Below are 25,048 nucleotides of genomic sequence, written 5' to 3' on the forward strand. Positions count from 1 at the left end.
TATGGCAAGCCAAGAAATGGTGGGCAACGGCTTCGAGCCGGACGTTAAAGTCCGCACCAGAGAATACAGGATCGGCTGCGTCGGCGCCGGCATGATCATGGCCGAATGTCACCTTGCCGCCTACAAGGAAGCCGGTTTCCCCGTGGTGGCGATTGCCTCGCGGACCAAGGCCAGCGCCGAGAAGGTCGCCAAACGCTGGGATATCCCAACCGTCCACGACACGCCGGAACAGCTCATCGAGGACAAGAACGTCGAGATCATCGACCTTGCCTTTCCGCCGGACAAGCAGCCGGCGCTGATCCGCCATGCTCTGAAGCAGGCACATATCAAGGCGATCCTGGCGCAGAAGCCATTGGCGCTGTCCCTTGAAGAGGCAGTCAAACTTCGCGACGAGGCGGCCAAGGCAGGCAAGATCCTCTCGGTCAACCAGAACATGCGTTACGACCAGTCGATGCGCGTCTTGAAGCAGATCATCGACAGCGGCGCGCTCGGCGACATCGTTTTCGCCCAGATCGACATGCATGCGATCCCGCACTGGCAGAGCTTCCTCGAGGACTATGACCGGCTGACGCTCGCCAATATGAGCGTCCACCATCTCGACGTATTGCGCTTCCTGTTCGGCGATCCCTTGGAGATCACCAGCCTGACCCGCAAGGATCCGCGCACCCGCTTCGATCATTCGGACGGCATCACCGTGTCGACGATAAAGTTCCCGTCGGGCGTGCTCGCCGTATCGCTTGAGGATGTCTGGTCCGGTCCGCGCCAGGAGGGCTACAAGGACGACCAGCACATCAATTGGCGCGTCGACGGCACCAAGGGCGTCGCCAAGGGCACCATCGGCTGGCCGACAGGTTCTGCCTCGACGCTGACCTATGCCTCGACCGAGACCACCGGTGGTGAATGGGTGACGCCCAGTTGGGACACGATGTGGTTCCCGCATGCCTTCATCGGCGTCATGGAGCAGCTCCAGCACGCGGTTAAGACGGGCGAGCCGCCGGCGCTATCGGTCGCGGACAACGTCAAGACCATGGCTCTGGTCGAAGCCGGCTACCGCTCGATCGACATGGGCCGGACGGTCAAGCTTTCCGAAATATCAACTGACTGAATTACTTACAGGGAGGACTTCACACCATGATGCAGGCAGGTATTTTCACGGGTTATTTCCCGTATGGCCTCAAGGAAACCGCGCAGAAGATCCGTGCGCTCGATTTCAACACCGTGCAGCTCGACCTGCATTTCAAGGACATAGATCTGTCGGCCGGGCAGATCACCAGGGACAAGGCCAAGACCGTCCGCGATACGTTTCGCGATCACAATCTGCCGATCTGCTGCGTATCGGGCTATACCAACATCATCCATCCGGACCTGGGCGAGCGCGAGCGGCGCGTCGGCTATTTGAAGGAGATCATCCGCAACGCACGCCATTTCGGCACCCCTTACGTGATCTCGGAAACCGGTACCTACAACACCGAGTCCGACTGGGTGCATCACCCGAAGAACAAGACCGAGGAAGGTTTTGAGGAATGCCGCAAGGTCATCGCCGACCTTGCCCAGACCGCCTATGACCACGGCGCGGTCTTCCTGCTCGAAACCTATGTCAACAATGTCGTCGGTTCGGTCGAGGAGACGGTGAGGATGGTCGCGCAGGTCGACCACCCAGGCCTCGGCCTGCTGATGGACCCGACCAACTATTTCGAAACGCACAACATCGACAGGATGGACCAGATCCTGAACCAGGTGTTCGACACGTTGACCGACAAGATCAAGATTGCCCACGCCAAGGACGTCAAGCGTTCCGGCGGCGACAAGTCGGAAAAGCACGCAGACATCGGCGACGAGGACGCGCTGGAGAGCCACACTTTCCGCGGCGTCGGCGAGATCGAGCTGCCGGCGCCCGGTCTCGGTTCGCTGAACTACGACCTCTATCTCAAGCGGCTGGCCGAAAAGCACCCGAACATCCCGGTCATCATCGAACATCTTTCGGAAGACGACGTGCCGCGCGCCAAGAAATTCCTCGACGGGAAATTCCGCACCAACGGTCTGTGATGGCGCGGTTCGGCTACGAAACAAGGGAGGAAGAGAAATGTTGAAATTCGCGTTGAAAATCGCGGCTGCGGCGACCGTGCTCGCCGGCGTGACCATGGCCTCGGCGCTGGCACAGGACGCCCAGAAGACGTTCTACCTGCTGTCGCATGGCGGCCCGTCGGATGCCTTCTGGATCGACTGGAATGCCGGCGCCACCAAGGCCTGCGACCAGCTCAAGGTGACCTGCAAGATCTCGTTCAGCGGTGGCGACATGGCGGCGCAGAAGGAGGCCTTCAACTCCGCACTCGCCGCCAAACCGGACGGCATCGCCACGACCTCGGCGCAGCCCGGCCTGTGGACCGAGGAGGTCAAGGCGGCGAAGGCGGCCGGTATCCCGATCGTGTTCTTCAACACCGACGATCCGGCGACCGGCCGGCAGGCCTATGTCGGCGCCGACCTTAAGGAAGCCGGTGTAATCTGGGCGAAATATCTGGTCGACCACAATATGGTGAAGCAGGGCGACAAGGTGTTCCTGCCGGTCGAAGTGCCGGGCGCCAGCTACCAGCAGCTCGAGACCGAAGGCATTGCCAGCGTCTTCGATCCGCTCGGCATCAAATATGATGTGGTCGATTGCGGCACCGATCCGGCCGGCATCATCGCCAAGATGACCGACTACATGGTGGCCAACAACCCGCCGGCGATCATCGCGCTCGGCGATTCCGTTGCGGCCAGCGTCAAGCGGGTGTTCGACGGCGCCGGCGTGCCGGCCGGCAAGATCCCGGTCGTCGGCTGGGGCAATTCGAAGGAAACGGCCGAGTCAGTGAAGTCTGGGTTCATCAACGCGGCTGCCTGGCAGTTTCCCTCGGCGCAGGGCTTCATGCCGGTGGCGCTGCTCGGGCTCGCCGCCGCTGGCGAACCGATCGGCTACGACATTCACACCTTCAGCCTCTACGACGCGTCGAGCGTCGAACCGATCCTGAAACTCTACAACAAGTGATTGAAATTGACGCTCGCCGCGCAGGCGGCGGGCGTCACCTTGAAATATGGTCGAAACAGTCATGACAATTGCCGCAGAAGAGGAAATGCCGCGTGCCAAACGCAGGTCGAGCCTGATGCGCTCGCCGCAGTTCTCTTCGCTCGTCATCCTGATTGTCCTGCTGGCGGTGTTCGCGATCGCCGACGCGAATTTCTTGTCGCCGCTCAACATCTCCAACATGATGGCGTTCCTGCCCGAGCTCGGCATCATCGCGCTCGGCATGACGCTGCTTCTGACGGCGGGCGAGTTCGACCTTTCGGTCGGTGCCGTATTCGGGCTGGCGCCGGTCGTCGTCATGCTGCTGGTGCAGAACGGCGGGTTTGATATTGGCGTCGCGCTGCTGGCCGGCCTGCTGCTCTGCATAGCGATCGGTGCGATCAACGGGCTGATCGTCACCAAGATCGGCATCTCGTCCTTCCTGGTGACACTGTCGATGCTGCTCGTCGTGCGTGGGGCAGCGCTTTACATCACCCAGGGCTTTCCGCTGAAATCCTGGAACCAGCCAGGCTTCTTCGTGACGCTGCTGGCCGGCAGCTTCAATATCGGAACGTTCCGTTTCTATACCTCGCTGTGGTGGTTCATTGGCCTGTCGCTACTGGCGATCTATGTGCTGCGCTACGCCAAGCTCGGCAACTGGATCAGTGCTATCGGCTCGAACCGTAACGCTGCCGTGGCGCGCGGCGTGCCGGCCGATGCGGTCAAGATCTGGCTGTTCATCCTGACCTCGGTGCTGGCCGGTCTCGCCGGCATGATCAGCGCCTTCCGCATCTCTGCCGCCTCGCCGGTGGCCGGCACCGGGTACGAGCTCGAAGTGATCGCCATGGTGGTGGTCGGCGGCACTGCGCTGACCGGTGGGCGCGGCACCATCCTAGGCACCATCGTCGGCGCGCTGATGCTGCGCAGCATCCGCAACGGCATCGTGCTGATCGGCGTGCCCGGGCTCGCCTATAACATCTTCGTCGGCGTCATCATCCTTGCCATGCTCATCCTGCACGCTTTGCTGCAGAAGAACGCCGCCAGGAGCTGATCATGGAAGTGCTTCGGCTGCAGAATTTGCAAAAATCCTTCGGCAGCGTCCGTGCCCTGAAGAGCGCCTCCTTCACGCTCAACGAGGGCGAAGTGGTGGCCTTGCTCGGCGACAACGGCGCCGGCAAATCGACATTAATCAAGGCGATCTCTGGGGTCTTTCCCGTCGATCGCGGCGACATCTATGTGCGCGGCCAGAAGGTCTCCATCCGCTCGACGCGCGACGCGATGGATCTCGGCATCGAGACCATCCACCAGGACACCTCGCTGGCTCCCGATCTCAGCATCGCGCGCAATCTTTTCCTCGGCCGCGAGCCGGTCAATCTCAAATGGCTTGGCGTGTTCGCGCCGCTCGATCTCGCTCGATTGCGCGATGCTGCGTCGGCTCTATTGAAGCGCGTCGGCATCTCGAAGAAACTCGACGCCGATGCGCTGGTCAGCACATTGTCGGGCGGCGAGCGCCAATCGATCGCCATTTCGCGTGCCATGCAATTTGCCGCCAAGGTCATCATCCTCGACGAGCCGACCAACAATCTCGGCGTCGAGGAAACGCACGGCGTGCTGCGCTTCGTCAAGGAAGTGCGCGATGCCGGTCACTCGGTGCTTTTAATCACCCACAACATCCATCACGTCTTCCAGGTCGCCGATCGCATCATTGTTATGCGCCGTGGCGAGATCGTCGCCGAGCAGACGGTCGCCGATACCGACCTGCTGACCGTGGAAAGCATCATCACCGGCGCCGACATGTCGGCCCTGCTCAAGGAGACGAGAGCGAAGTGAAGGAGGGGAGCAAAGTGAAAGAACTGGCCGTCACATGGTAGAGCTTTACGGCAAGACGCTGTCGCGCCGGCAGGTCTCGGAACGCTCGGGCATGCTGTCGCAGTTCGCCGGCGTGCGGCTGATGACGCTTGGCGACGGCGTCGAGCGCGGCATCCGCATGCTCGAATTCCGCACCGGCTCCGGCCTGCGCTTCACCGCGCTGGTCGACCGGGCGCTCGATATCGCCGACTGCGACTTCAAAGGCCAGGCGATCGGCTGGCACTCGCCGAGCGGTTTTCGCCATCCCGGCCTGCACGAGTATGAAGGCGAGGAGGGATTGGCGTGGGCGCGGTCGTTTTCCGGCCTTCTGCTGACCTGCGGCCTCGACCATATATTGTTCATGAACGAAGTACCGGCCGATACCTACAACTACCCGCCGAAGAAGACGGTGCGCCATTCGCTGCACGGCCGCGTCAGCACCATTCCGGCGCGGCTGACCGGCTATGGCGAGACCTGGGACGGCGACCGCTGCGTGTTGTGGGCCGAAGGCATCGTCCAGCAATCGACTGTATTCGGCGAAGATCTGCACCTGCTGCGGCGGATCGAGGCCAATGTCGGCGGCAACGAGATCCGGCTTTCGGACCGTGTCGTCAATCACGGTTTCAACCGTACGCCGCATATGTATTTCTACCACATCAATGTCAGCCATCCGGTGCTCGACGAGGGCGCGCGCTACCTGGCGCCGATCCGCGACGTCGTCTGGGCAGGCCATGCCGGCGAGCGCTATGAAGCGCAGAAGGTCGGCTACCGCACGGTGCCGGCGCCGCAACCGGGATTCAAGGAACAGGTCTGGCAGCACGAACTCGGCGCCGACAGCGCCGGCGAAGTCCCGGTGGCGGTGGTCAACGATAGGCTCGGCCTCGGCTTCGAGGTGGTCACGCGCAAGGACCAATTGCCCTGCGCCTATCAATGGCAGAATTTCCAGGCCGGGCAGTACGCGCTTGGGATCGAGCCCTCGACGCATCATGTGCTGGGAAATCTGGCGGCGCGCGAACGCGGCGAGATGATCTGGCTGGAGCATGGCGAGAGCCGCTCCTACAATGCCGTTTTCCGGGTTCTCGACGGCGCCGGCGAGATCGCCGTCGCCGAGAGCCGGATCGCGGCAATCGCCAGGCAGCCGCAGCAGGATTATCCCCAGCCGTCGGGCCATTTTCCTGTTCTTGGAGGCAGGTCGTGATAATGGCGAAGACGATACGGGACACCAGTTGGGAGGCTGGCTCCGGCCGGAGCGGGGAGGGCTCGCGGCAGATCGGGAATCGGAGGTCACAATGGCTGGCACGGTAAAGCGCGATTACAGCCTGGTCGGCGAAAGCACGCGCAGGGCGATCGAGACGGGACTGGCCTCGGCGGAGTGGTACCACACGGATGTCCCTCGCAAGGCGATCAAGGAGCTGATGCAGCGCTCAGACAGCCCGGCGATCCGCGACACGATCATCTGGATCGTCGCCATCCTCGGCTCCGCCGCCGGCGCCATCTATTTCTGGGGCACCTGGTGGTGCGTGCCGTTCTTCTTCGTCTACGGCGTGCTCTACGGCTCCTCCAGCGACTCGCGCTGGCACGAATGCGGCCATGGCACTGCCTTCCGCACGCGCTGGATGAACGATGTCGTCTACCAGATCGCCAGCTTCATGCTGATGCGCAACCCGGTGACCTGGCGCTGGAGCCATGCCCGCCACCACACCGACACCATCATCGTCGGCCGCGACGCCGAGATCGCCGTGATGCGCCCGCCGGACCTTTTGCGTGCGGCGCTGGCTTTCACCGGCATCCTCGATTTTCGCTATTCGCTTCCGGCACTGGTACGCCAGGCGTTCGGCAAGCTGACGCCCGACGAGAAAAGCTACGTTCCCGAGATGGAACAGCACAAGGCCGTCATCGCGGCGCGCTGGCATATTGCCATCTACATCGCCACGATAACACTCGCCCTCTACATGCAGTCGTGGGTGCCGGTGGTGCTCATCGGCGTGCCGCGCCTCTACGGCACCTGGCACATGGTGATGACCGGCCTGCTGCAACACATCGGTCTGGCCGACAACGTCGTCGATCACCGGCTCAACACCCGTACCGTGTACATGAACCCGATCAGCCGGTTCATCTACTGGAACATGAACTACCACGTCGAGCACCACATGTTTCCGATGGTGCCCTATCACGCGCTGCCCAGGCTGCATGAATTGATCAAGCACGATCTGCCGGAGCCGAACCCGTCGATATGGCATGCCTATCGCGAGGTCTGGCCGGTCCTGCTCAGGCAGCTCAAATACGAGGATTATTTCCTCAAGCGCGAACTGCCGCCAACGGCCAGGCCCTATCGTGGCGAGTTCCACGAAGTGAACATGTCGGCGGCGGCTGAATAGGCACCGCACCGGCGCCATGCAGAAAATTTCAGGAGAGATATAGAATGGCCGATTGGGTCGAAGCGTGCGCCGTGGACGATGTCGACGAGGAAGACGTCATTCGCTTCGACCATGGCGGCCGCACCTTCGCGATTTACCGTTCGCCGGACGATGAATTCTTCGCCACCGACGGGTTTTGTACGCATGAGAAGGCGCATCTGGCCGATGGGCTTGTCATGGACGACATCATCGAATGCCCAAAGCACAATGGCCGCTTCAATTACAAGACCGGCCAGGCCAAAGGGGCTCCCGTCTGTGTCAATCTGCAGACCTATGCGGTCAAGGTGGAAGCTGGCAAGGTGATGATCCAGATCGCCTGACCGGCCTTCTGTCACGTAGCAAAGGGGACCAAAATCCATGAGCCGGAAAAGACCGACCGTCGCAGACCTGCGGGCCATGAAGGGCAAGCGGCAGCTGACGATGCTGCGCGTGCTGACGATGGACGAGGCCGAGGCCGCCGAACGCGCCGGCGTCGACATCGTCTCGGTGCCACCGGAGCTGGTGCTCAATCCGCAATACCGCGATGCGGCACCCAGCCTGTTCACCATGCCGGGCGAGAATTTCTTCGAGATCGGCACCGCCGATGATTTCGTCCGCTGGGCGTTCCGGCTCTACAAGGCCAGCGCCGATGCGGTCTATTGCAGCGCCGGCTATGCCACCATCAAGCGGATGGCCGACGACGCCATTCCGGTAATCGGCCATGTCGGCCTCATCCCGTCACGCGCCACCTGGACCGGCGGCTTCAAGGCTGTCGGCAAGACCGCCGACACCGCCATGCAGGTGTTCGAAGCGGTGAAGCAACTGGAGGCCGCCGGCGCGATCGGCGCCGAGATCGAAGTGGTGCCGGTGGAAGTGGCCAAGGCGATCTCGGAACGGACGTCGCTGATCATGCTGTCGATGGGAGCGGGCACCGGCTGTGACGCGCAATATCTGTTCGCCGACGACATCCTCGGCCAGAACCGTGGCCACATGCCGCGCCATTCCAAGGTCTATCGCAATTTCGCCGCCGAATACGATCGCCTGCAGGCCGAACGCATCGCCGCCTTTTCCGAATATGTCGCCGATGTGAACAGCCTGGCCTATCCCGAAGACAGGCACGTCGTGCACATGGACCCGGACCAGCTCAGCCTGTTCCTGGAGAAGATCGAAGCCGCATAAGACGCCCCGGCAGCGGCACAAAGCGTCATCGCGGATCGTAAAAGGCCGGTTCGGCGCCAGGGCCAGGTCATCGCATAACCGGCTGCGATGCCACACGAAAGTTTGTTGGACTAGGTCTGGACGGCACCGGCCAGATGCTGTTGAAACCGGTGCGTCATCGGTTTGCCGGACAATTGGGCGGTTGCCGATGGAGCGGGAGAAGATTCCCCGTCGGACAGTTCTGCGCATGACCGCCATTCCCGAAAACAAAGCCTTGCCCGAAACCGCGCCGGCGGCGCGGCAAGCCCGGCGGGTGGCGCTGATCGTCGCCGTCGCCTTTTTCATGCAGCTTCTGGATTCGACCATCATCTCGACCTCGCTGCCGCAGATGGGAGAATCCTTCGGCGTGCCGGCGGTGGCGATGAGCATCGGCATCACCGTTTATATGCTGACCATGGCGGTGTTCGTGCCGCTGTCCGGCTGGCTTGCCGACCGTTTTGGCGCGCGCAACATCTTCCTCGTGGCGATCGCCCTGTTCACGCTGGCCTCGCTCGTTTGCGGCATCTCACAGAACCTGGCCGAGTTCGTCGCCGCACGCGCGGTTCAGGGCCTGGGCAGCGCGCTGATGACGCCGGTCGGCCGCATCCTGGTGCTGCGCAACGCGCCGAAATCCGAGCTTCTCAACGCCACGGCGCTGATCACCTGGCCGGCGCTGTTTGCGCCGGTGGTCGGGCCGGTGCTTGGCGGCTTCATCACCACTTATCTCTCCTGGCACTGGAATTTCTTCATCAACATTCCGCTTGGGGTTGCCGGTTTGGCGCTGGTTGCCCGCTTCATTCCCAGCGACCGCGAAGCCGGAGCCAAGCCGCTCGACTGGCCGGGCTTCCTGCTGACCTCGGTGGGGCTCGCCGCGATGCTCTATGGCCTCGAGCGCATCGCGCATCCGCAGGAGGGTGTGTTGCCGACCGTGGCACTGCTCGGCACGGGCATTTTGGTCGGCTGGCTGGCGATGCGGCATCTGCGACGCGCCAACCATCCGCTGCTCGATCTCACAGCTTTCAAGGTGCAGACCTTCGCCATCTCGACGCTGTCGGCCGGCACGATCTTCCGCATCGCCATCAACGCCACGCCGTTCCTGCTGCCGCTTTTGTTCCAGGTCGGCTTCGGCCTGAGCCCGATCGATGCTGGCATGATGATCCTGGCCTATTTCCTCGGCAATCTCGGTATGAAGGCGGTGACGACGCCGACGCTGAGGCGCTTCGGCTTCCGTTCGGTGCTGATCGTCAACGGGGTGATCGCTTCCTTGTCGATCATGGCCTGCGCGGCGCTTTCGCCGCAGACGCCGCAAGCGTTGGTGGTGGTGCTGATGCTGATCGCCGGCCTTTCGCGCTCGATGCAGTTCACCGCGCTCAACACGCTGGCCTTCGCCGATGTGGCCTCACAGCAGCGTAGTTCGGCGGCGACATTGTCCAGCATGCTGCAGCAGGTGGCGATGCTGTTCGGCGTGGCGGTGGCGGCGGCACTGCTCAACCTGTCACAGATCGCCAGGGGCGCGGCAGCGCTCGATCTCGTCGACTTCCGCCTTGCCTTCCTGGTGATCGGGGCAATCGGTCTCGTCGCCTCGTTCCGCTTTCTGGCGTTGGCGAAGGCTGCCGGCGCCGAGGTCTCGGGCCATGTTTTGCGGATTTGACGCAGAAACTGCGCGGCGAGCGCGGACATAAATTCTGCCTGCTTTGCTCGTTGTGGAACAAACTTTTGCGAGCGGTTCGATTGGCACGGTTAATTGCAAAAGTGCTTGAGTTCCTGGCATTGCGCCAGCCTCGCCAATCGGCGCGTCCAACCGCAGAATTTCCTCGCAAGCCGGCCTGCAATGCGCGGATTCATTTGACGAATTGGTCTTGAGCCGATTAGCTTTCGTTCCGATGGCCGCAGAGGGAGCAGGGCGTAGCCATCGCGGGTGAAAGCGGGCAATGAACGCGACCGGCTGGCTAAACTGGAGAAGCCTGAACCAGGAGGGCATTGTCTTTGCCATCGCGGTTGTGCTGTTCATTGCCGCCGCGATCGGACTGCCCGGGTTTATCAACTCGAACAATCTCGTTGCGATCGTGCGCTCGGTCTCGGTGCTGGGCATATTGGCGCTCGGCATGGCGGTCGTCATTATCGGCAGGGGCATCGACCTGTCGGCGGTGGCGATCATGGCGATGTCGGTCGCCTGGTATCTGCAACTGCTGAATTCGGGAACATCCGACGGGCTGGCCTTCGCCTATGTGCTCGCTGGCGTTCTCGCCATCGGGCTGTTGAACGGAATCCTGGTCGCCTACGCCGAGGTTCCGGCGATCTTCGTGACGCTGGCGACCGCATCCTTCGTCTTCGGCTATGTGCGTTCACAACTGATCACACAGGACGCCGTGCCGGTGCCGCCCGGCCATTGGGTCGAGCTTCTGGGCGGGCTGCGTTTCCTCGACATCCCGGTCGAGGTGTTTGTCTTCGCCGGGCTGGCTTTCGCCTTTTTCCTGTTCCTGCGCTACACCAAATGGGGCCGCTACGTCTATTTCGCCGGTGACAACCCGGTCGCCGCGCGCAACATCGGCATTCCAGTGCGCCCGATGCTGGTGCTGCGCTACGTGCTGTCGGCCCTGGTCTCGCTGGTGGCCGGCCTGCTCACCGCCGCCAGCCTGCATTCGATCAACACCCGCATCGTCAATTCCACGCTGCTCTACGACATCGTGCTGGTGGCGGTGATCGGCGGCATCGGTCTGTCTGGCGGGCGGGGCGGGGTGCGCAACGTGCTGGTGGGTGCCGCGCTGATCGGCATCCTGCTCAACGCGATGACCATCATCGACATTCCGCTGCTCTATCAGAACCTGATCAAGGCCGCGATCCTGCTGGCGGCGATCATCGTCGATGGGTTCATCAATCCGCGCGACGAGCAGACCGCGCAGCAAGGCGACATTTAGACTGACGCGAACGGTTGGGGCCGGCCGCGAACGACATACCAAACCAGAGGATGTGACATGAAAATCATCAGGACGTTTATGGCTGCCGCGGCAGCGCTTGCCGCCTCCGCATTCGTGGCGCCAGGCTTCGCGGCCGAAGATCCGGGTCCGGGCGCCTATTCGCAAGCACTCAAGGGCAAGCGCGTGATGCTGGTCCCGATGGCGATGGGCTTCGACCTGGCACAGGGCTGGGCGCATTACCTGAAGACGGAGGTCGAGGCCTGGGGCGGCGTGTTCGAGACGCGTGACCCGAACTGGGTGGTCGATGCCGGCGCGCAGGCGATAACCGACGCGATCTCGTCGGACGCCAGGCCGGACGTGCTGATCATCCACTCGCCCGACCTCAACTCCTATGCCAAGCTGATGAAGAAGGCGCAGGCGGCCGGCACCTATGTGCTTTTGGTCGACAATCCGGCGAACTTCCCGGCCGATGCCTTTGTCGGCAGCGACTGGGATCGCCTCGGCCAGCTGGAAGCCGAAGCAGCGATCAAGGGTTGTGGGCCGAACTCCTCCAAGAAGATCGGGCTGGTGCAGGGCGACCAGGCCAACTCATCGAGCCTCTACCAGTATGCCGGCATCATGAAGGTGCTGGACAAGAACCCCGACTTCAAGGTCGTGGCCAAGCCGGACTCCAACTGGGATGCGACGACCTCGCGCAACGTGACGACGACGATGCTGCAGCAGAACCCCGACATCTGCGCCATCATCGATTTCTGGGACGGCGACGCGACCGGCGCATCGGCCGCGATCCGCGATGCCAAGCTCGAGGGCAAAGTCTTTCTGGTCACCACCGGCGGTGGCGAAAAGACCGCCGACTGCGACAAGCTGCAGGACGGCACCTATGGCGCGGTGGTGATGACCGACCTTGCCCGCCAGTCGGGCGACATGAACGCCGTCATCAAGTTCCTGTTGCAGAGTGGCCAGCCGGCCGGCACCTCGCACACCTACATCTACACGCTGGAGAAGGCGACGACCAAGGCCGACCTCAAGCCGGACAGCTGCTGGGACTTGAAAGCACTGCAAGCCCAAGCTGCGGCCAAGTAGGCCGGCTTTCCTGAGCTTGGCGCTGCCCCTCATCCGCCTGCCGGCACCTTCTCCCCGTATAGTGACGGGGAGAAGGGATACGCTCCAACGCTGGCGACCCCCTCTCCCCGTCTCTATACGGGGAGAGGGTAAGGGTGAGGGGCAGCGCAAACCTGAGGCGATTGTTCTGCGGATAGCCCGGCCTCTTTTTCCCTTTTCTCTCGAATAGCAGCAACCGATGTCCTTTCGCGAACGCCTCCAGTCCTGGCGCTACAATCTCGTGCCCGACCATCTCGTCGGCGAGATATTGAGCAAACGCTGGACCGACAACGCCATTCCGTTCCTGGCGCTGGTGGCGACGCTCGGCGTGTTCGGTTCAATCATTCCCGGCTTCTTCAAGCCGATGTCGCTGCAGGAATCGACCCGCCAGCTCGGCGAGTTCTCGCTGGTCGTCATCGGCATGACGGTGGTCATGCTGGGCGGCGGCATCGACCTTTCGGTCGGCTCGATCTTCGCGCTGTCCTGTTTTTCCGCCGTGTTCGTCTTCTTCATCCTCGAACAGTCGGTGTGGCTGGCGCTGGCCGCCTCGATCGTCACCGGCCTGCTGTTCGGCGCGATCAACGGTTACCTGATCGGCTATTTCAGGCTGCGCGCGTTCCTGACGACACTGGTCACCTTCATTTTCGGGCGGGCGCTGTTCGACATTTTAGTCACCACTTATGCCGCCGACGTCCAGCTTTCCGATGCCACATCGGATGTGCTGGACTTCATCGGCGATGACACCTTCTGGGGCCTCTCGGTTGCGGTGTGGGCGGCGATTATCCTGGCCATCATTACCCACGTCGCGCTGACGCGCTCGCGGCCCGGCTGGCATGTGCAGGCGGTAGGCGGGTCGCGGCGCTCGGCCCACAATGCCGGCATCCGCGTGCGCCGCACCGTGTTCATGACTTATGTGTTCTCCGGCTTCTGCGCCTCGCTCGGCGGCTTTCTCATCGCCTGCCGGCTGAGCGGGGCAGGGCCGGGAACCGGCCTCAACCTTGAGGTCATGGCGTTGACGGCGGCGGTCGTCGGCGGCGTCAGCCTGGGCGGCGGCCGCGGTTCGGTGATCAAGGGGCTGATGGGCGCGATCATCGTGCTGACCATGACCAACGGGCTGATCCGGCTGGGCTATGGCACCGGCACCAACCAGATGGTGCTGGGCATCATGCTGGCCGTCGCCGTCACCATCGACATTCGCTGGCTGAAGAACCGCCACAAGGTGCTGGACGAGGTCTATGTCGCACCGGTCTATCTGAAGATGGGGGCAACGCAGTCGGCTGCACCGGGCTCGGGCACGCCTTACGAACTCGACAACCGATTGTCGGAGGCCGACCATATCGGGCTCGGCGAGCTGGAAGGGCCGGAAGACGTCATCCTCGACCGCGACGACCATCTCTATTGCGGCACCAGGCATGGCGAGATCGTCCGCTTCTTCGCGCCGGACTACAAACGCTCGGAGGTCTTTGCCCATATTGGCGGCTTTCCGCTCGGCCTGGCCTTCGACAAGACAGGCGATCTGATCAGCTGCGTTGGCGCGATGGGCCTCTATTCGGTCTCGCCGCAGCGCGAGGTGAAGCGGCTTTCGGCGGAAACGTCGCGCTCCTGGACCTCGATCGTCGACGATGCGCGGCTGCGCGACCCCAATGATTGCGACATCGCGCCGGACGGCCGCATCTACTTCACCGATTCCACCAAGCGCTATGACGCGCACGACTGGGCGCTGGACTCGATCGAGAACCGCGCCACCGGGCGGCTGCTCGTCTATGATCCGAAGGACGGTTCGACCAAGACATTGCTCGACGGCTACCGTTACACCAACGGCGTCTGCATGGCGCATGACGGCAAGTCGCTGTTTTTTGCCGAAAGCTGGGCCTGCCGCGTGCATCGCTATTGGCTGGTGGGGCCGAAAGCAGGCACCGCCGAATGCGTGATCCGCGACATGCCGGGCTACCCCGACAACATCAACCGAGCGTCAGACGGCAATTACTGGATGGCCTGGCTTGGCATGCGCACGCCAAGCTTCGACCTGTCGCTGCGGCACCCCGACATGCGCAAGCGCATGACGCGCCGGTTGCCGCAGGACGAATGGCTTTTTCCCAACATCAACACCGGCGGTGTGGTGAAATTTGACGAGAAAGGCGGCATCGTGGAAGCGATGGGCGACCTGTCGGGCACCGCGCATCCGATGGTCACCTCGATGCGCGAGCACAAGGGTTTTCTGTTCGTGGGCGGCATCCTCAACAACCGGATCGGCCGCTACCGGATTGCCGGCGCCGACCCGAACTGGACCAGCCCCGCTTCCTATTGGGGTGCCAAGCCATGATGCTGGACCCGATCCTCGACATCTTTCGCGGCAAGGCGGTGACAATCCCGCCGCTAGACGGTGCCTTCAGGCCGAATACGCTGCTGGACGATGCTGCGGCCTTTGCTGAACTGCCCGAGCCTGACAATCTGCTGATCGCTGACGGTCAGCTGCTGGCGTCCAGCGGCAATGCCGTCTACGCGCTCGCCGCCGGTGGCGCGCCTGTTCTGGTCGAGACATTTCCGGCCGCGGTCACAGCGCTCGCGCGCTCGCCCGCCGGCGAACTGACGGTCGGGCTCGAAAGCGGCAGGCTGCTGATTGCAGGCAAGGAGGCCGCCCTGCCGGCCGAGATCCGCTGCATCACAGCACTCGCCTATGCGGAAGATGGCACGCTTTGGCTGGCCAATGGCTCGGCCGAACACGGGCCGTCGGAATGGGCCGCCGATCTGATGAAGAAGGGGGCGTCGGGTTCGCTGTGGAAGCGCGATCCGGCAGGCAGCGAAATCCGCAAGCTCGCCGGTGACATCGCCTTTCCCTATGGGCTGCATCCAACCGGCAAGGACGTGTTGGTCGGCGAGAGCTGGCGGCACCAACTCGTCCGCTTCGACGGCGCGACAGGCAGCCTCTCGACCACGCTGGCGCATCTGCCCGGCTATCCCGCGCGGCTATCGCCCGCCGCCGATGGCGGTGCCTGGCTGGCGCTGTTTGCGCCCCGCAACCGTCTGATCGAATTCGTGCTGCAGGAAACGCACTATCGGAACGACATGCTGGCGCAAGTGTCGCCGCAACACTGGATCGCGCCGGCGCTCGCCTCCAACCGCAGCTTCCTCGAGCCGCTGCAATGCGGCGGCATCCGCAGCATGGGCATCCACAAGCCGTGGTCGCCGAGCCGCTCTTACGGGCTGGTGGTCAGGCTCGATCGGGAGATGCGGCCGCAATTCAGCCTGCACAGCCGCGCCAACGGCACGCGCCACGGCATCTGCAGCGTGGCGGAGACAGACGGTCGCCTGTTCATTGCCTCGAAAGGCGGCGATTGCCTGCTGGCCATCGACCTGGCTTCAGGAGGGCATCGCTGATGGAACCGATCGTCCGACTGGAGAACGTGACCAAGACCTATCGCGGTGTGCCCGCGGTGAAGAATGTCAGCTTCGAGCTGCGCAAGGGCGAGATCCACGCGCTGCTCGGCGAGAACGGTGCCGGAAAATCGACGCTGACCAAGATCATCGCCGGCGTCGTCGACGCGACATCGGGAAAGATGTTCCACAATGGTCAGGAGATCGCCTACGCCTCGCCGCATGCGGCGCTTCAAGCCGGCATCGCCATGGTGTTCCAGGAGACCAGCCTGGTACCGTCGATGACCGTGGCGCAGAACCTCTATCTCGGCACCGAGAGCTTTCTCAACCGGCTGCGCGGCACCTACATCTCGGCGCAGCAGTTCCTGCAGTCGCTGAATTTTCCCGTCGACCCCAATGCCATGGTGGCGACGCTGGGCGCCGCCAAGCGGCAGATGGTCGAGATCGCGCGCGCCGTCCACCACAATGCCGAGATCATCATCTTCGACGAGCCGACGGCGACGCTGACGCCAGAGGAAAAGCGGCACTTCTTCGCGCTCATCCGCCGGCTCAAGGCAAGGGGCGTGTCGATCGTCTTCATCAGCCATGCGCTCGAAGAGGCGCTTGATATCGCCGACCGCATCACCATCCTGCGCGACGGCGAGCTGGTGATCACCGACGATACCGCCGCTTTCGATCGCGACAGGATCGTCGCGGCGATGGTCGGGCGCACGCTTTCGGGGCAGCTCTACAGCCAGCGCGACGAGACCAGGCTGCGCAAGGCCGGCAAGAAGGTGCTGTCGGTGCAGGACATCTCGATGAGCAATGTCGTGCGCAACAATTCCTTCTCGATCTTCGAGGGCCAGATCACCGGGGTATTCGGGCTGATCGGCTCGGGCCGCACCGAGACGTTCAAGATCATCTCCGGCATCTACAAGCGCGACTTCCTGCGCGGCGGCAGCATCGAACTGCACGACCGGCCGGTGCGCTATCTCGTGCCGAGCGAGGCGGTGGCGGACGGTATCGTCTATGTCACCGAAGACCGCAAAAGCGAGGGGATTTTCGAGACGATGGACGTCGCCGAGAACCTGTTCGGCGGCTTTTTGGCGGCGGGGCGGGAAAAGGGCTGGGTAATCAACGCGCAGGAGATGCGGGCGATGTCTGCCGAATGGACCAGGACGCTGAACGTCAAGGCGATCAACGACAATGCCCGCGTGGTCGAGCTTTCCGGAGGCAACCAGCAGAAGGTGGTGATCGGCAAGGGGCTGGTGCAGAAGCCGCGCATCGTCGTCTTCGACGAGCCGACGCGCGGCGTCGATGTCGGCGCCATCGCCGAGATCCACCAGATCATCAACCGGCTGGCCGATGAAGGCCTCGCCGTCGTCGTCATCTCGTCCTACCTGCCGGAGATCATGAACCTCTCCGACCGCATCCTGGTCTGCCGGCAAGGCCGCATCGTCGAGGAGTTTTCGCCTGCGGAGGCCACGGAGGAGAAGATCATGTACGCGGCCGTGCATTAGGTTTCTGGCAGATGCGTACTTCGACAATTGGCCGAGTCGCCAATCCATACATGACGAAGGTGAGGGGCTCTGCATCTCCAGGGTTCTGGGCCGGCGTGCAAAAACTGAATCACCCGAGCACGTTAGCCGCATTCGCTACCAAGCCAATTCAATGACCTCTCTCATCGATTCAAACGAAAGGAGCCTGCCCATGGCCACCACAAGACTTCTGACCGATGCCGAGGTCCAGGCGATTCCCGCCGTGAAGGCGGTATTCGACGACATCCGTGCGACGCGCAAATCCGATTTCGTCAACAATTTCTGGCGCGGGCTGGCCAATGATCCGGTCTCGCTGAAGCGGGTGTGGGAGCAGCTCAAGGCGGTGATGGTCGCTGACAGCGCCATCGATCCGCTTACCAAGGAGATGATCTACATCGCGGTCTCGACCGCCAATGGCTGCTCCTATTGCGTCCACTCGCACACCGCCGCAGCGCGGGCCAAAGGCATGACCGACGCGCAGCATGGCGAGTTGGTGTCGATCATCGGGCTGGCCGGGCAAACCAACCAGATGGTGACAGCGCTGCAGATCCCGGTCGATCCGGAGTTCGAGGTGCGGTGAGGTGAGGCGCGGCGCCTTCCCTTCTCCCCTTGTGGGAGAAGGTGGCCGAGCGAAGCTCGGTCGGATGAGGGGTGCTGGACGGATCGCGGCCTTGGAGACGTAAGCGCTTCAAATCGCTGGGATTTTCTCCGCCGAGTTTCTTCCAGCACCCCTCATCCGTCTCGGCGCTACGCGCCGATCCACCTTCTCCCACAAGGGGAGAAGGGATGCGCGCTACACCGGCCGATAAACCTTCGCCGCAGTGTTCCAGAAGATATCCGCCTCTGCCGCCGTGCCGTGCTTGCCCACCGCTTCCCGGTGCGCCCTGATCAGCTCGGCGTGGCTGGTCCACAGCTTCTCGATCGGGAAGTTCGAGCCGAACATCAGATGATTGCTGCCGAGGATGTCGATGGCGTTGTCGACGATATAGCTGATCAGCGCCGGGTCGTTGCGGTGGACGAAGGTGCCGAGGCCGGACAGCTTTGCATAGAGGTTGGGCGCCGCTGACAGCGTGCGCAGGCCGGACTTCCACGCCTCGGTGGTCTCCGGCTCCATGTCGGTCAGCATGCCGGCGTGGGTGAGGATGAAATTCGTCTCGGAGTTGTCGCCGACGAGCGTCAGCCCGTCCTTCATCTGGGCGGGGAAAAGCTGCAGGTCGAAGGACAGGCCGTAATCCTTCAGCCGCGCGACATTGGCCCGCACCTTGGGGTCGATGACCTGATCCGCCGAGGCGGCGAAGCGGAAGGCCGGCGTTCCGTGCCAGTGCAGCTGCATGCGCACGCCGCGCAGCAGCGGATATTTTTTCAGCCGGTCGATCTGGGGCCTGATATCGTCCACCGTCATATCGGCATAGCCGACGATGGCGTGCGGCCAGCCGGTTTCTTCCGCGGTCTTCTGCAGGAATGCGACCTCGTTCTCGAAATCCTCCTTGGCCCAGTTGGTCTGGACATAGACCGCCTTCTCGACGCCTGAACCTTGCTGGTCGGCGAGGAATTCCTCGATCGGATAATCGCGGCGGATCGGCTCGTAGGGACCAAAGATGCGCGGCACCATCGGCCCGCGCAGCCAGGGCTGGTCCTCTCGGCGCCAGATGTGGAAATGCGCGTCGATCGCCTTCTGCATCACAAAACCCTCTTCCAGATTGCCGCGGCCGCCGGGGCGGGGCGGGCGAGCGACAGGATGAAATCGGTGAGGCCGGCGATCGAGGAGCCGTCGACCAGATCGTCGAGCACCGGCAGGATGGCGCGAAGTGCTGCCGTGGCCGGCCGGAAGCGCGGGTCGCCGGCCAACGGCGTCGCCAGCGAAAGCCGAAAGGCGCGCGCGCTCAGCCGGCGCATCGCCGTCTCCAGCTCGGCATGGTCGCCGCGCTCCAGCGCATCGGACAGGATGACGATTGCCGCCCCGCGCGCAAACGCGGAGAAGCGCGGCACCGATAGAAACGCGAGCAGCGTCGGTCCCATGCGGGTGCCGCCGTCCCAGTCGTCGACCTGGGCAGCGGCGCGGGCCATCGCCTGGTCGCGGTCGCGAATGCGCAGCGCCGAGGTGATACGGGTCAGCCGTGTGCCGAAAGTGAAGATTTCCGCCCGGTCGGCGCCTTGCACCGCCGCGTGTGCCAGCTTGAGATAGTCTGATGTGTAGAGCTTCATCGAGCCGGACACGTCGATCAGCATGAGAAGCTTGCGCGGCACTGTCTGCCGCCGGCGCAGCAGCGGCGAGGGGATATCGCCGTCGGCACTGACGATTTCGCGCAGCGAGCGGCGCAGGTCGAGCTTGCCGCGGGCATTCGTGCGCACGGTGCGGAAGGAGCGGCGCGCGGGCAAAGCGGTGGCGAGCTTGCGGCGGAAGGCGGCAAGCCCGTCGCTATCGCGATGGAACTCGCGGACGCTCAACTGTTCGCTCGCCGAAGACAGTTCGCCGCCTTCCTCCTGGCGGATCACTTCGATTCCCTCTTGGCTCGTTCCGCCATCGTCCTTGACGCGCGTTTCCTCGTCGGCCTCGCCTTCGACCACGGCAGCGGTGCTGCCATAGAAATGGCTCCGGAAATGCGCCTCGAATTCGTCGCGGCGGTCGGGCGGCGGCGCCAGCGTGGCGAGGGCGGCCTCGCGGATATCGGCCATCGAGCGCGGCCCGAGCAGGGTTACGGCCTGCATGAAGTCTAATACCTGCTCCGGCGCGACAGCAAAGCCATAGCGGCGGAGCAGCCGGCCGAAGCCGAGCATTGGGGTTGCGGCGCGCGGCAAGCTTTCTCCCCGCATCATTCCTTCGCGCCCCCCTCTGTCCTACCGGACATCTCCCCCTCAAGGGGGGAGATTGGCAGCTTTGACGCTCCGCTCATTTCTGCAATGTTGGAGTTTAGCGAAAGCCGGGATGACATCTGATCTCCCCCCTTGAGGGGGAGATGTCCGGCAGGACAGAGGGGGGTGCTGTCCCGCCAACGTTGCGGAATGGACGGGAGGAGGGGATTGCCGACTTCCCGGCTCACGCCAGCGCCTCCTCGACAATCTTGCCGAGCTCGGGCGCGATGCAGGAAAGGTCCTCCTCGTCCTTGATCAGCACGCCGATGGCGCGGCGGAAGGCTTCCGGCCAGGGGCTGCCGCCCTTTTCGAGGATGGTGGCGGCGTTGGCCCATTCGACCGCCTCGGCGATGCCTGGTGGCTTGGCCAGCGGACGGGCGCGAATGTCGCGCACGGCCGAGGCAACGGCGCGGGCCGTGGCCTCGGCGACATCGCCGGCGCGCAGCATGATGATCTCGGCTTCGCGCCCGGCGTCGGGATAGGTGATCCAGTGATAAACGCAGCGTCGCCGCAGCGCTTCGGCCAGTTCACGGGTGCGGTTCGAGGTCAGGATGACGATCGGCTGCGCCGTCGCGCGGATGGTGCCGCGCTCGGGAATGCTGATCTGGAAATCGGACAGGAACTCCAGCAGCAGCGCTTCGAATTCATGGTCCGAGCGGTCGATCTCGTCGACCAGCAGCACGCGCTTTTCCGGTGCCTTCAGCACCTGCAGCAGCGGCCGCGCGATGAGAAAACGGTCGTCGTAGATGTCGACCTCGTGCTCGCCGGCATGGCGGATGGCGAGCAGCTGGCGCTGGTAGTTCCACTCGTAGAGCGCGTGTGCGGCGTCGATGCCCTCATAGCATTGCAGCCGCACCAGATCGCGTCCGAGCACCTCGGCTATCGCCTTCGCCGCTTCCGTCTTGCCGACGCCGGGCGCGCCTTCGAGCAGCAGCGGCTTGCCCAGCCGGATCGCCAGGAAGATGGCGGTGGCCAGGCTCTCATCGGCGAGATAGTGCGACGCGGCGAGGCGGGACGCCACCGCCTCCGGCGAGGTCGCGACGGTCTCGGCACTTCTCTTGGGCATTTCCAGCACTCAGTTCGGGGCTTGCGCCTTCAGCGCCCGCAGGATGCGCTCCGGCGTGATCGGCAGCGTGTCGATGCGCACACCGACCGCGTCGAAGACGGCATTGGCGACCGCCGGGATCTGCGGGTTGGCGCACATTTCGCCCGGCCCCTTGGCGCCATACGGCCCGTCCGCCGAGGGCCGTTCCAGCACGATGATCTCGGTTTGCGCGAGATCGCCAGGACCCGGCATCAGATATTGGTTGAAGTCGGTGCCGCCATGGTCGCGGTTGGGATAATAGGGCTCGGTCGTTTCGTAGAGCGCATGGCTGATGCCCATCCACGAGCCGCCGACGAGTTGCTGCTCGACCATTTTCGGGTTCAGCGCGCGGCCGATCTCGAACACGTTCTTCACCGTCAGCACGGTGACCTCGCCGGTCTCGTCGTCGACTTCGACCTCGGCCACTGTGCAGGCGTGCGCATAGCAGGTCGAGGGCTTCATCGCGCCGGTCTCTTTCTCCGGATAGGAGCGCGGGATCAAAAACATGCCGCGGCCGGAAATCGAACGGCCGCGCTTGAAATGCGCCGACAGCGCGACATCGAAGATCGAGATCGATTTCTGCGGCGCGCCCTTGACCAGGATGTTGCCCTGGCCATCGGTCTCGAGGTCCGAGGCATTCACCTCCAGCTCCTCGGCCGCCACTTCCAGCATCACCTGGCGGGCTTCCCTGGCCGCCTGGATGACGGCGTTGCCGGCGCGGTGCGTGCCGCGCGAGGCGAAGGTGCCCATGCAGTGCGGGCCGGTGTCGGTGTCGGCGGTGTCGACGACGACACGGTCGGTCGGCACGCCGATCGTCTCGGCGCAGATCTGCGCCATGATCTGCTTCATGCCCTGGCCGAGGTCGACGCTCGACAGCGTGACCATGAAATTGCCGGTCGGCGTCGAATGCACCAGCGCCTGCGTCGGGTCGCCGCCGAGATTCATGCCGGTCGGATAATTGATCGCGGCGACTCCGCGTCCGCGCCTGATCGCCATCTCAAACTCCCTTCGCGTAAGACGACATCGCCATGAATTTTTCTGCCACCGGCCAGTTGGCGGCGCGCGAGGCTTCCTGCATGCACTCGATCAGCGCAGCACCCTCGGTCGGCTGCCGATGTGCTTTCATGTCGCCATCGCGATAGGCGTTGATGAAACGGAATTCGAGCGGGTCCATGCCGATCAGCCGGGCGAGCTTGTCCATCTGTACCTCTAGCGCGAAATCGCCAATCGTCACGCCGAAGCCACGCATCGCCGAGGACGGGGTGCGGTTGGTGTAGACGCAGTAGGTGTCGATCCAGACATTCGGGATCGTATACGGGCCGGGATAATGCCCGGCGCCCTTCTGCGCGCCGTAGGGCGAATGGCGCGAATAGGCGCCGGCGTCGGTGTAGCCGGTCACTTTGCGCGCGACGATGCGGCCGTCGTTCATGACGCCGTCCTTGATGACGACTTTCTCGGCGGCGCGCGGCGAGGAAATCTGCATCTCTTCCTCGCGGCTGTAGATAAAACAGACCGGTCGTCCTGTTATTTTGGCGCCAAGGATGGCAATCGGCTCGACGATGACGTCGACCTTGCCGCCAAAGCCGCCGCCGACAGTGCCGCCGACGAAATGCAGCTTGTTGCCGGGCATCTGCAGGATGATCGAGGCGTTATCGAGAGTGAAGAACATCGCCTGCGTGTTGGTGTAGCAGGTGAAGCGGTCGTTGCCCTCCGGCGCGACGATGCAGCCGGTCGTTTCGGTCGGCGCATGCTCGATCGGTGAAGACTGGTAGGTCTGTTCGAGCACGTGGTCGGCCTCGGCGAAGCCTGCCTCGACATCGCCGAAGCGCACCTTGCGGCATTCGCCGCTATCGTAGAGGTAATAATTCCGGCCGTGATATTCGTTGACGATCGGCGCGCCGGGCTTCAGCGCTTCGTCCATGTCGAAGACAGCCGGCAGCACTTCGTAGTCGACCTTGACCTTGGCGGCGGCTTCCTGGGCGGCGCGCTCGGTCTCGGCCAGCACCGCCACTACCGCCTCGCCCTTCCAGCGCACCTTGCCGTCGGCCAGCACCGTCTCGTCCTCCGGCCCGATCTGGATCAGGATCAGGATGGTGTAGACATTGTGCGGCACATCCTTGGCGGTCAGCACCTTGACGACGCCGGGGTGCTTTTCCGCCTCTGACGTATCGATGCTGCGGATGCGGGCGTGATGATGCGGGCTGCGCACCATCTTCAGGTGCAGCATGCCGGGAAAATTGCGGTCGGCGAAATAGGCGGTCTTGCCGGTGACATGGCCGGGCGAATCCGAACGCGGCCGCGACTGGCCGATCTCGTGCAGATCGTCCTTGCGCTGGTCGGCGAAGTAGCTCTTGCGGAGTTCCATTTTCTTAACTCCCCTCAAGCCGCGCTCTGCGAATTGGAGCGCGCAGCGCTCAGCACCGCCTGGATGATCGGTTCGTAGCCGGTGCAGCGGCAGATATTGCCGGACAGTGCCTCGACCACATCCTCGCGGCTGGGGTTCGGCGTGTGATCGAGCAGCACCTTGGCGGCCATGATCATGCCCGGCGTGCAGAAACCGCATTGGGTCGCGAAGGCGTCGAGGAAAGCGCGTTGCAGCGGATGCAGCACGCCGCCTTCCGCCAGTCCCGAGGTGGTGGTGACGGTTGCGCCGTTGCAGGTCTCGGCCAGCGTCAGGCAGGAGAGCCTGAGCTCGCCATCGATGATGACCGAGCACGCGCCGCAAGTGCCCTGGTGGCAGCCGCCTTTTGGCGAGGTGTCGCCGATCTTGTCGCGCAGCGCATGAAGCAGCGTTGTGCCGCTGTCGATGAATTCGGCCTTTTCGGCACCATTGAGCGTGAACTGAACCGGGACCTTTGCCATCTTTTTACTCCTTGCGCCGCAGCCAGGCGGACATACGCGCCACGGTCTTTCAGGCGAGCAGCAGCCGGCCGAGATGGACCGGCAGGACTTCGTTGCGATACCAGGCACTGGCGATCGGATCGGTTCGCGGCGAAGTGCCGTCGCGGGCAACAGCCAGTGCCGGTGCGATGCCCTCGCTCGTGAGTTCCCGGCCAATCAGGGCCTTCTCCGCCGCCCTGGCACGGATCGGCCGGTCGGCCATGCAGCCGAGCGCGATCCGCGCGGACGACACAGTGCCGTCCGGTGCGTGCTCCAGCACGGTCGCGATGCTCAGCACCGAAATGCCCTTTGGCTTGACCCTCGACACTTTCAGGAAGCGAAAGCCGCCTTCCTTCGGAAGCGTGAAGCCGACCGCAGTGACGATGGCGTGGTTGCTCTCGCGTTTCGCCAGGAATGTCTCAATCGGCAGCTCGCCGTCATCGGTGCTGACAGTTGCATCCAAAGCCAGCAGCGCAACGGTGAAATCGCCGTAAGGCGTTGGCGCGAAGAGATTGCCGCCGACGCTCGCCATGTTGCGGATCGCCGGGCCGCCGACAGCGCGCGCGGCGTGGGCAAGCGGGGTGAGATCCGAGTGACGGGCGACCGCCGCCATGGTCACCGAAGCGCCGATGCGGACCTCGCCGCCGGAAATGCGGATAATTGACAGCGCCGGTTCGGTCGACCGGATGAAACCGGAGATCGACACGTCGCCTTCATTGGCGGCGCGCACGACCAGTGTGCCGCCACCGAGATAGCGGGCGCCGGCGGCTTTCAGCGCCGCGCCGGCGTCCTTCACCGTCGCGAAAGTCTGCAGTGCAAGCGCCATGGAACGCTCCCTTTTT

Annotated in this window: 23 protein-coding genes; 16 read left to right on the plus strand and 7 right to left on the minus strand. The window is 63.5% G+C overall.

The features are described 5' to 3' along the window. The first annotated feature begins 16 nt into the window (after positions 1 to 16). The 16 genes from NKJ32_RS18395 to NKJ32_RS18470 all read left to right on the plus strand — a co-directional run bounded on the left by NKJ32_RS18395 (position 17) and on the right by NKJ32_RS18470 (position 17,969). Positions 17 to 1,105 carry a Gfo/Idh/MocA family protein gene (locus NKJ32_RS18395; RefSeq protein ID WP_352828436.1) on the plus strand — a complete coding sequence of 363 codons (1,089 nt, stop codon included), beginning with the start codon at positions 17 to 19 and terminating at the stop codon, positions 1,103 to 1,105. 26 nt (positions 1,106 to 1,131) lie between these two features. Next, entirely contained in the window at positions 1,132 to 2,046 is a 915-nt protein-coding gene (locus tag NKJ32_RS18400) for a sugar phosphate isomerase/epimerase family protein (RefSeq protein ID WP_352828380.1), read from the plus strand. Positions 2,047 to 2,083: 37 nt separating this feature from the next. Next, complete coding sequence (locus tag NKJ32_RS18405) at positions 2,084 to 3,022, plus strand: sugar ABC transporter substrate-binding protein (protein WP_352465287.1); 939 nt, start codon at positions 2,084 to 2,086, stop codon at positions 3,020 to 3,022. A 61-nt stretch (positions 3,023 to 3,083) separates the two neighbouring features. After that, on the plus strand, positions 3,084 to 4,088 hold the full coding sequence (locus NKJ32_RS18410) for an ABC transporter permease (RefSeq protein ID WP_352465286.1): 1,005 nt from the start codon (positions 3,084 to 3,086) through the stop codon (positions 4,086 to 4,088). Beyond that, positions 4,085 to 4,867: an ATP-binding cassette domain-containing protein gene (locus NKJ32_RS18415; RefSeq protein WP_352458321.1), complete on the plus strand. Its 783-nt coding sequence runs from the start codon at positions 4,085 to 4,087 to the stop codon at positions 4,865 to 4,867. The genes NKJ32_RS18410 and NKJ32_RS18415 overlap by 4 nt, the downstream gene beginning before the upstream one ends. Positions 4,868 to 4,901: 34 nt before the next feature. Beyond that, a complete protein-coding gene (locus NKJ32_RS18420; RefSeq protein ID WP_352465285.1) occupies positions 4,902 to 6,083 on the plus strand; it encodes an aldose 1-epimerase family protein in 1,182 nt (393 codons plus the stop codon). Positions 6,084 to 6,174: 91 nt separating this feature from the next. Continuing rightward, positions 6,175 to 7,263, plus strand: coding sequence for a fatty acid desaturase family protein (locus tag NKJ32_RS18425; RefSeq protein WP_352828383.1), 1,089 nt, complete (start codon positions 6,175 to 6,177; stop codon positions 7,261 to 7,263). A gap of 44 nt (positions 7,264 to 7,307) precedes the next feature. After that, a complete protein-coding gene (locus NKJ32_RS18430; RefSeq protein WP_352594166.1) occupies positions 7,308 to 7,622 on the plus strand; it encodes a MocE family 2Fe-2S type ferredoxin in 315 nt (104 codons plus the stop codon). Between the two features lie 37 nt (positions 7,623 to 7,659). After that, entirely contained in the window at positions 7,660 to 8,460 is an 801-nt protein-coding gene (locus NKJ32_RS18435) for a 3-methyl-2-oxobutanoate hydroxymethyltransferase (RefSeq protein ID WP_023675787.1), read from the plus strand. A gap of 226 nt (positions 8,461 to 8,686) precedes the next feature. Next, positions 8,687 to 10,129 carry a DHA2 family efflux MFS transporter permease subunit gene (locus NKJ32_RS18440; protein WP_352828386.1) on the plus strand — a complete coding sequence of 481 codons (1,443 nt, stop codon included), beginning with the start codon at positions 8,687 to 8,689 and terminating at the stop codon, positions 10,127 to 10,129. Between the two features lie 280 nt (positions 10,130 to 10,409). Next, positions 10,410 to 11,396: an ABC transporter permease gene (locus NKJ32_RS18445; RefSeq protein ID WP_023675789.1), complete on the plus strand. Its 987-nt coding sequence runs from the start codon at positions 10,410 to 10,412 to the stop codon at positions 11,394 to 11,396. A gap of 57 nt (positions 11,397 to 11,453) precedes the next feature. Next, positions 11,454 to 12,479 (plus strand): sugar ABC transporter substrate-binding protein, encoded by a 1,026-nt coding sequence (locus tag NKJ32_RS18450; protein ID WP_352458300.1) that lies wholly within the window; start codon positions 11,454 to 11,456, stop codon positions 12,477 to 12,479. A gap of 217 nt (positions 12,480 to 12,696) precedes the next feature. Continuing rightward, on the plus strand, positions 12,697 to 14,820 hold the full coding sequence (locus NKJ32_RS18455; RefSeq protein ID WP_352828389.1) for an ABC transporter permease: 2,124 nt from the start codon (positions 12,697 to 12,699) through the stop codon (positions 14,818 to 14,820). Further along, entirely contained in the window at positions 14,817 to 15,875 is a 1,059-nt protein-coding gene (locus NKJ32_RS18460; RefSeq protein WP_352828391.1) for an SMP-30/gluconolactonase/LRE family protein, read from the plus strand. The genes NKJ32_RS18455 and NKJ32_RS18460 overlap by 4 nt, the downstream gene beginning before the upstream one ends. Beyond that, the gene (locus NKJ32_RS18465; RefSeq protein WP_352828394.1) at positions 15,875 to 17,371 is read left to right on the plus strand and encodes a sugar ABC transporter ATP-binding protein; all 1,497 of its coding nucleotides are present in this window, start codon (positions 15,875 to 15,877) and stop codon (positions 17,369 to 17,371) included. Before NKJ32_RS18460 ends, NKJ32_RS18465 begins: the two co-directional genes overlap by 1 nt. Positions 17,372 to 17,561: 190 nt before the next feature. Then, positions 17,562 to 17,969 carry a carboxymuconolactone decarboxylase family protein gene (locus NKJ32_RS18470; protein ID WP_352623397.1) on the plus strand — a complete coding sequence of 136 codons (408 nt, stop codon included), beginning with the start codon at positions 17,562 to 17,564 and terminating at the stop codon, positions 17,967 to 17,969. A 213-nt stretch (positions 17,970 to 18,182) separates the two neighbouring features. On the opposite strand, the gene NKJ32_RS18475 is transcribed toward NKJ32_RS18470, so the two are convergent. The 7 genes from NKJ32_RS18475 to NKJ32_RS18505 all read right to left on the minus strand — a co-directional run bounded on the left by NKJ32_RS18475 (position 18,183) and on the right by NKJ32_RS18505 (position 25,032). Next, positions 18,183 to 19,070, minus strand: a complete 888-nt coding sequence (locus NKJ32_RS18475; protein WP_352828397.1) for an amidohydrolase family protein — start codon at positions 19,068 to 19,070, stop codon at positions 18,183 to 18,185. Continuing rightward, a complete protein-coding gene (locus NKJ32_RS18480) occupies positions 19,070 to 20,206 on the minus strand; it encodes a vWA domain-containing protein (protein WP_352828400.1) in 1,137 nt (378 codons plus the stop codon). Before NKJ32_RS18480 ends, NKJ32_RS18475 begins: the two co-directional genes overlap by 1 nt. A gap of 220 nt (positions 20,207 to 20,426) precedes the next feature. Beyond that, complete coding sequence (locus tag NKJ32_RS18485) at positions 20,427 to 21,308, minus strand: AAA family ATPase (protein WP_352828403.1); 882 nt, start codon at positions 21,306 to 21,308, stop codon at positions 20,427 to 20,429. Positions 21,309 to 21,317: 9 nt separating this feature from the next. Next, complete coding sequence (locus NKJ32_RS18490) at positions 21,318 to 22,322, minus strand: xanthine dehydrogenase family protein molybdopterin-binding subunit (protein ID WP_352571738.1); 1,005 nt, start codon at positions 22,320 to 22,322, stop codon at positions 21,318 to 21,320. A 1-nt stretch (position 22,323) separates the two neighbouring features. After that, entirely contained in the window at positions 22,324 to 23,691 is a 1,368-nt protein-coding gene (locus NKJ32_RS18495; protein WP_352828405.1) for a xanthine dehydrogenase family protein molybdopterin-binding subunit, read from the minus strand. 14 nt (positions 23,692 to 23,705) lie between these two features. Beyond that, a complete protein-coding gene (locus tag NKJ32_RS18500; RefSeq protein WP_352594155.1) occupies positions 23,706 to 24,188 on the minus strand; it encodes a (2Fe-2S)-binding protein in 483 nt (160 codons plus the stop codon). A 49-nt stretch (positions 24,189 to 24,237) separates the two neighbouring features. Next, complete coding sequence (locus tag NKJ32_RS18505; protein WP_352594154.1) at positions 24,238 to 25,032, minus strand: FAD binding domain-containing protein; 795 nt, start codon at positions 25,030 to 25,032, stop codon at positions 24,238 to 24,240. Positions 25,033 to 25,048: the final 16 nt, after the last annotated feature.

This window comes from Mesorhizobium sp. M0159 (genome assembly GCF_040322295.1).
Classification (GTDB): domain Bacteria; phylum Pseudomonadota; class Alphaproteobacteria; order Rhizobiales; family Rhizobiaceae; genus Mesorhizobium.

What these genes read in the sequence shown, in the direction of transcription:
- NKJ32_RS18395 (WP_352828436.1), top strand. Translation starts at nt 17, where the DNA reads ATGGTGGGCAACGGCTTCGAGCCGGACGTTAAAGTCCGCACCAGAGAA.
- NKJ32_RS18400 (WP_352828380.1), top strand. Translation starts at nt 1,132, where the DNA reads ATGATGCAGGCAGGTATTTTCACGGGTTATTTCCCGTATGGCCTCAAG.
- NKJ32_RS18405 (WP_352465287.1), top strand. Translation starts at nt 2,084, where the DNA reads ATGTTGAAATTCGCGTTGAAAATCGCGGCTGCGGCGACCGTGCTCGCC.
- NKJ32_RS18410 (WP_352465286.1), top strand. Translation starts at nt 3,084, where the DNA reads ATGACAATTGCCGCAGAAGAGGAAATGCCGCGTGCCAAACGCAGGTCG.
- NKJ32_RS18420 (WP_352465285.1), top strand. Translation starts at nt 4,902, where the DNA reads ATGGTAGAGCTTTACGGCAAGACGCTGTCGCGCCGGCAGGTCTCGGAA.
- NKJ32_RS18425 (WP_352828383.1), top strand. Translation starts at nt 6,175, where the DNA reads ATGGCTGGCACGGTAAAGCGCGATTACAGCCTGGTCGGCGAAAGCACG.
- NKJ32_RS18430 (WP_352594166.1), top strand. Translation starts at nt 7,308, where the DNA reads ATGGCCGATTGGGTCGAAGCGTGCGCCGTGGACGATGTCGACGAGGAA.
- NKJ32_RS18435 (WP_023675787.1), top strand. Translation starts at nt 7,660, where the DNA reads ATGAGCCGGAAAAGACCGACCGTCGCAGACCTGCGGGCCATGAAGGGC.
- NKJ32_RS18440 (WP_352828386.1), top strand. Translation starts at nt 8,687, where the DNA reads ATGACCGCCATTCCCGAAAACAAAGCCTTGCCCGAAACCGCGCCGGCG.
- NKJ32_RS18445 (WP_023675789.1), top strand. Translation starts at nt 10,410, where the DNA reads ATGAACGCGACCGGCTGGCTAAACTGGAGAAGCCTGAACCAGGAGGGC.
- NKJ32_RS18450 (WP_352458300.1), top strand. Translation starts at nt 11,454, where the DNA reads ATGAAAATCATCAGGACGTTTATGGCTGCCGCGGCAGCGCTTGCCGCC.
- NKJ32_RS18455 (WP_352828389.1), top strand. Translation starts at nt 12,697, where the DNA reads ATGTCCTTTCGCGAACGCCTCCAGTCCTGGCGCTACAATCTCGTGCCC.
- NKJ32_RS18460 (WP_352828391.1), top strand. Translation starts at nt 14,817, where the DNA reads ATGATGCTGGACCCGATCCTCGACATCTTTCGCGGCAAGGCGGTGACA.
- NKJ32_RS18465 (WP_352828394.1), top strand. Translation starts at nt 15,875, where the DNA reads ATGGAACCGATCGTCCGACTGGAGAACGTGACCAAGACCTATCGCGGT.
- NKJ32_RS18470 (WP_352623397.1), top strand. Translation starts at nt 17,562, where the DNA reads ATGGCCACCACAAGACTTCTGACCGATGCCGAGGTCCAGGCGATTCCC.
- NKJ32_RS18475 (WP_352828397.1), bottom strand. Translation starts at nt 19,070, where the DNA reads ATGCAGAAGGCGATCGACGCGCATTTCCACATCTGGCGCCGAGAGGAC.
- NKJ32_RS18480 (WP_352828400.1), bottom strand. Translation starts at nt 20,206, where the DNA reads ATGATGCGGGGAGAAAGCTTGCCGCGCGCCGCAACCCCAATGCTCGGC.
- NKJ32_RS18485 (WP_352828403.1), bottom strand. Translation starts at nt 21,308, where the DNA reads ATGCCCAAGAGAAGTGCCGAGACCGTCGCGACCTCGCCGGAGGCGGTG.
- NKJ32_RS18490 (WP_352571738.1), bottom strand. Translation starts at nt 22,322, where the DNA reads ATGGCGATCAGGCGCGGACGCGGAGTCGCCGCGATCAATTATCCGACC.
- NKJ32_RS18495 (WP_352828405.1), bottom strand. Translation starts at nt 23,691, where the DNA reads ATGGAACTCCGCAAGAGCTACTTCGCCGACCAGCGCAAGGACGATCTG.
- NKJ32_RS18500 (WP_352594155.1), bottom strand. Translation starts at nt 24,188, where the DNA reads ATGGCAAAGGTCCCGGTTCAGTTCACGCTCAATGGTGCCGAAAAGGCC.
- NKJ32_RS18505 (WP_352594154.1), bottom strand. Translation starts at nt 25,032, where the DNA reads ATGGCGCTTGCACTGCAGACTTTCGCGACGGTGAAGGACGCCGGCGCG.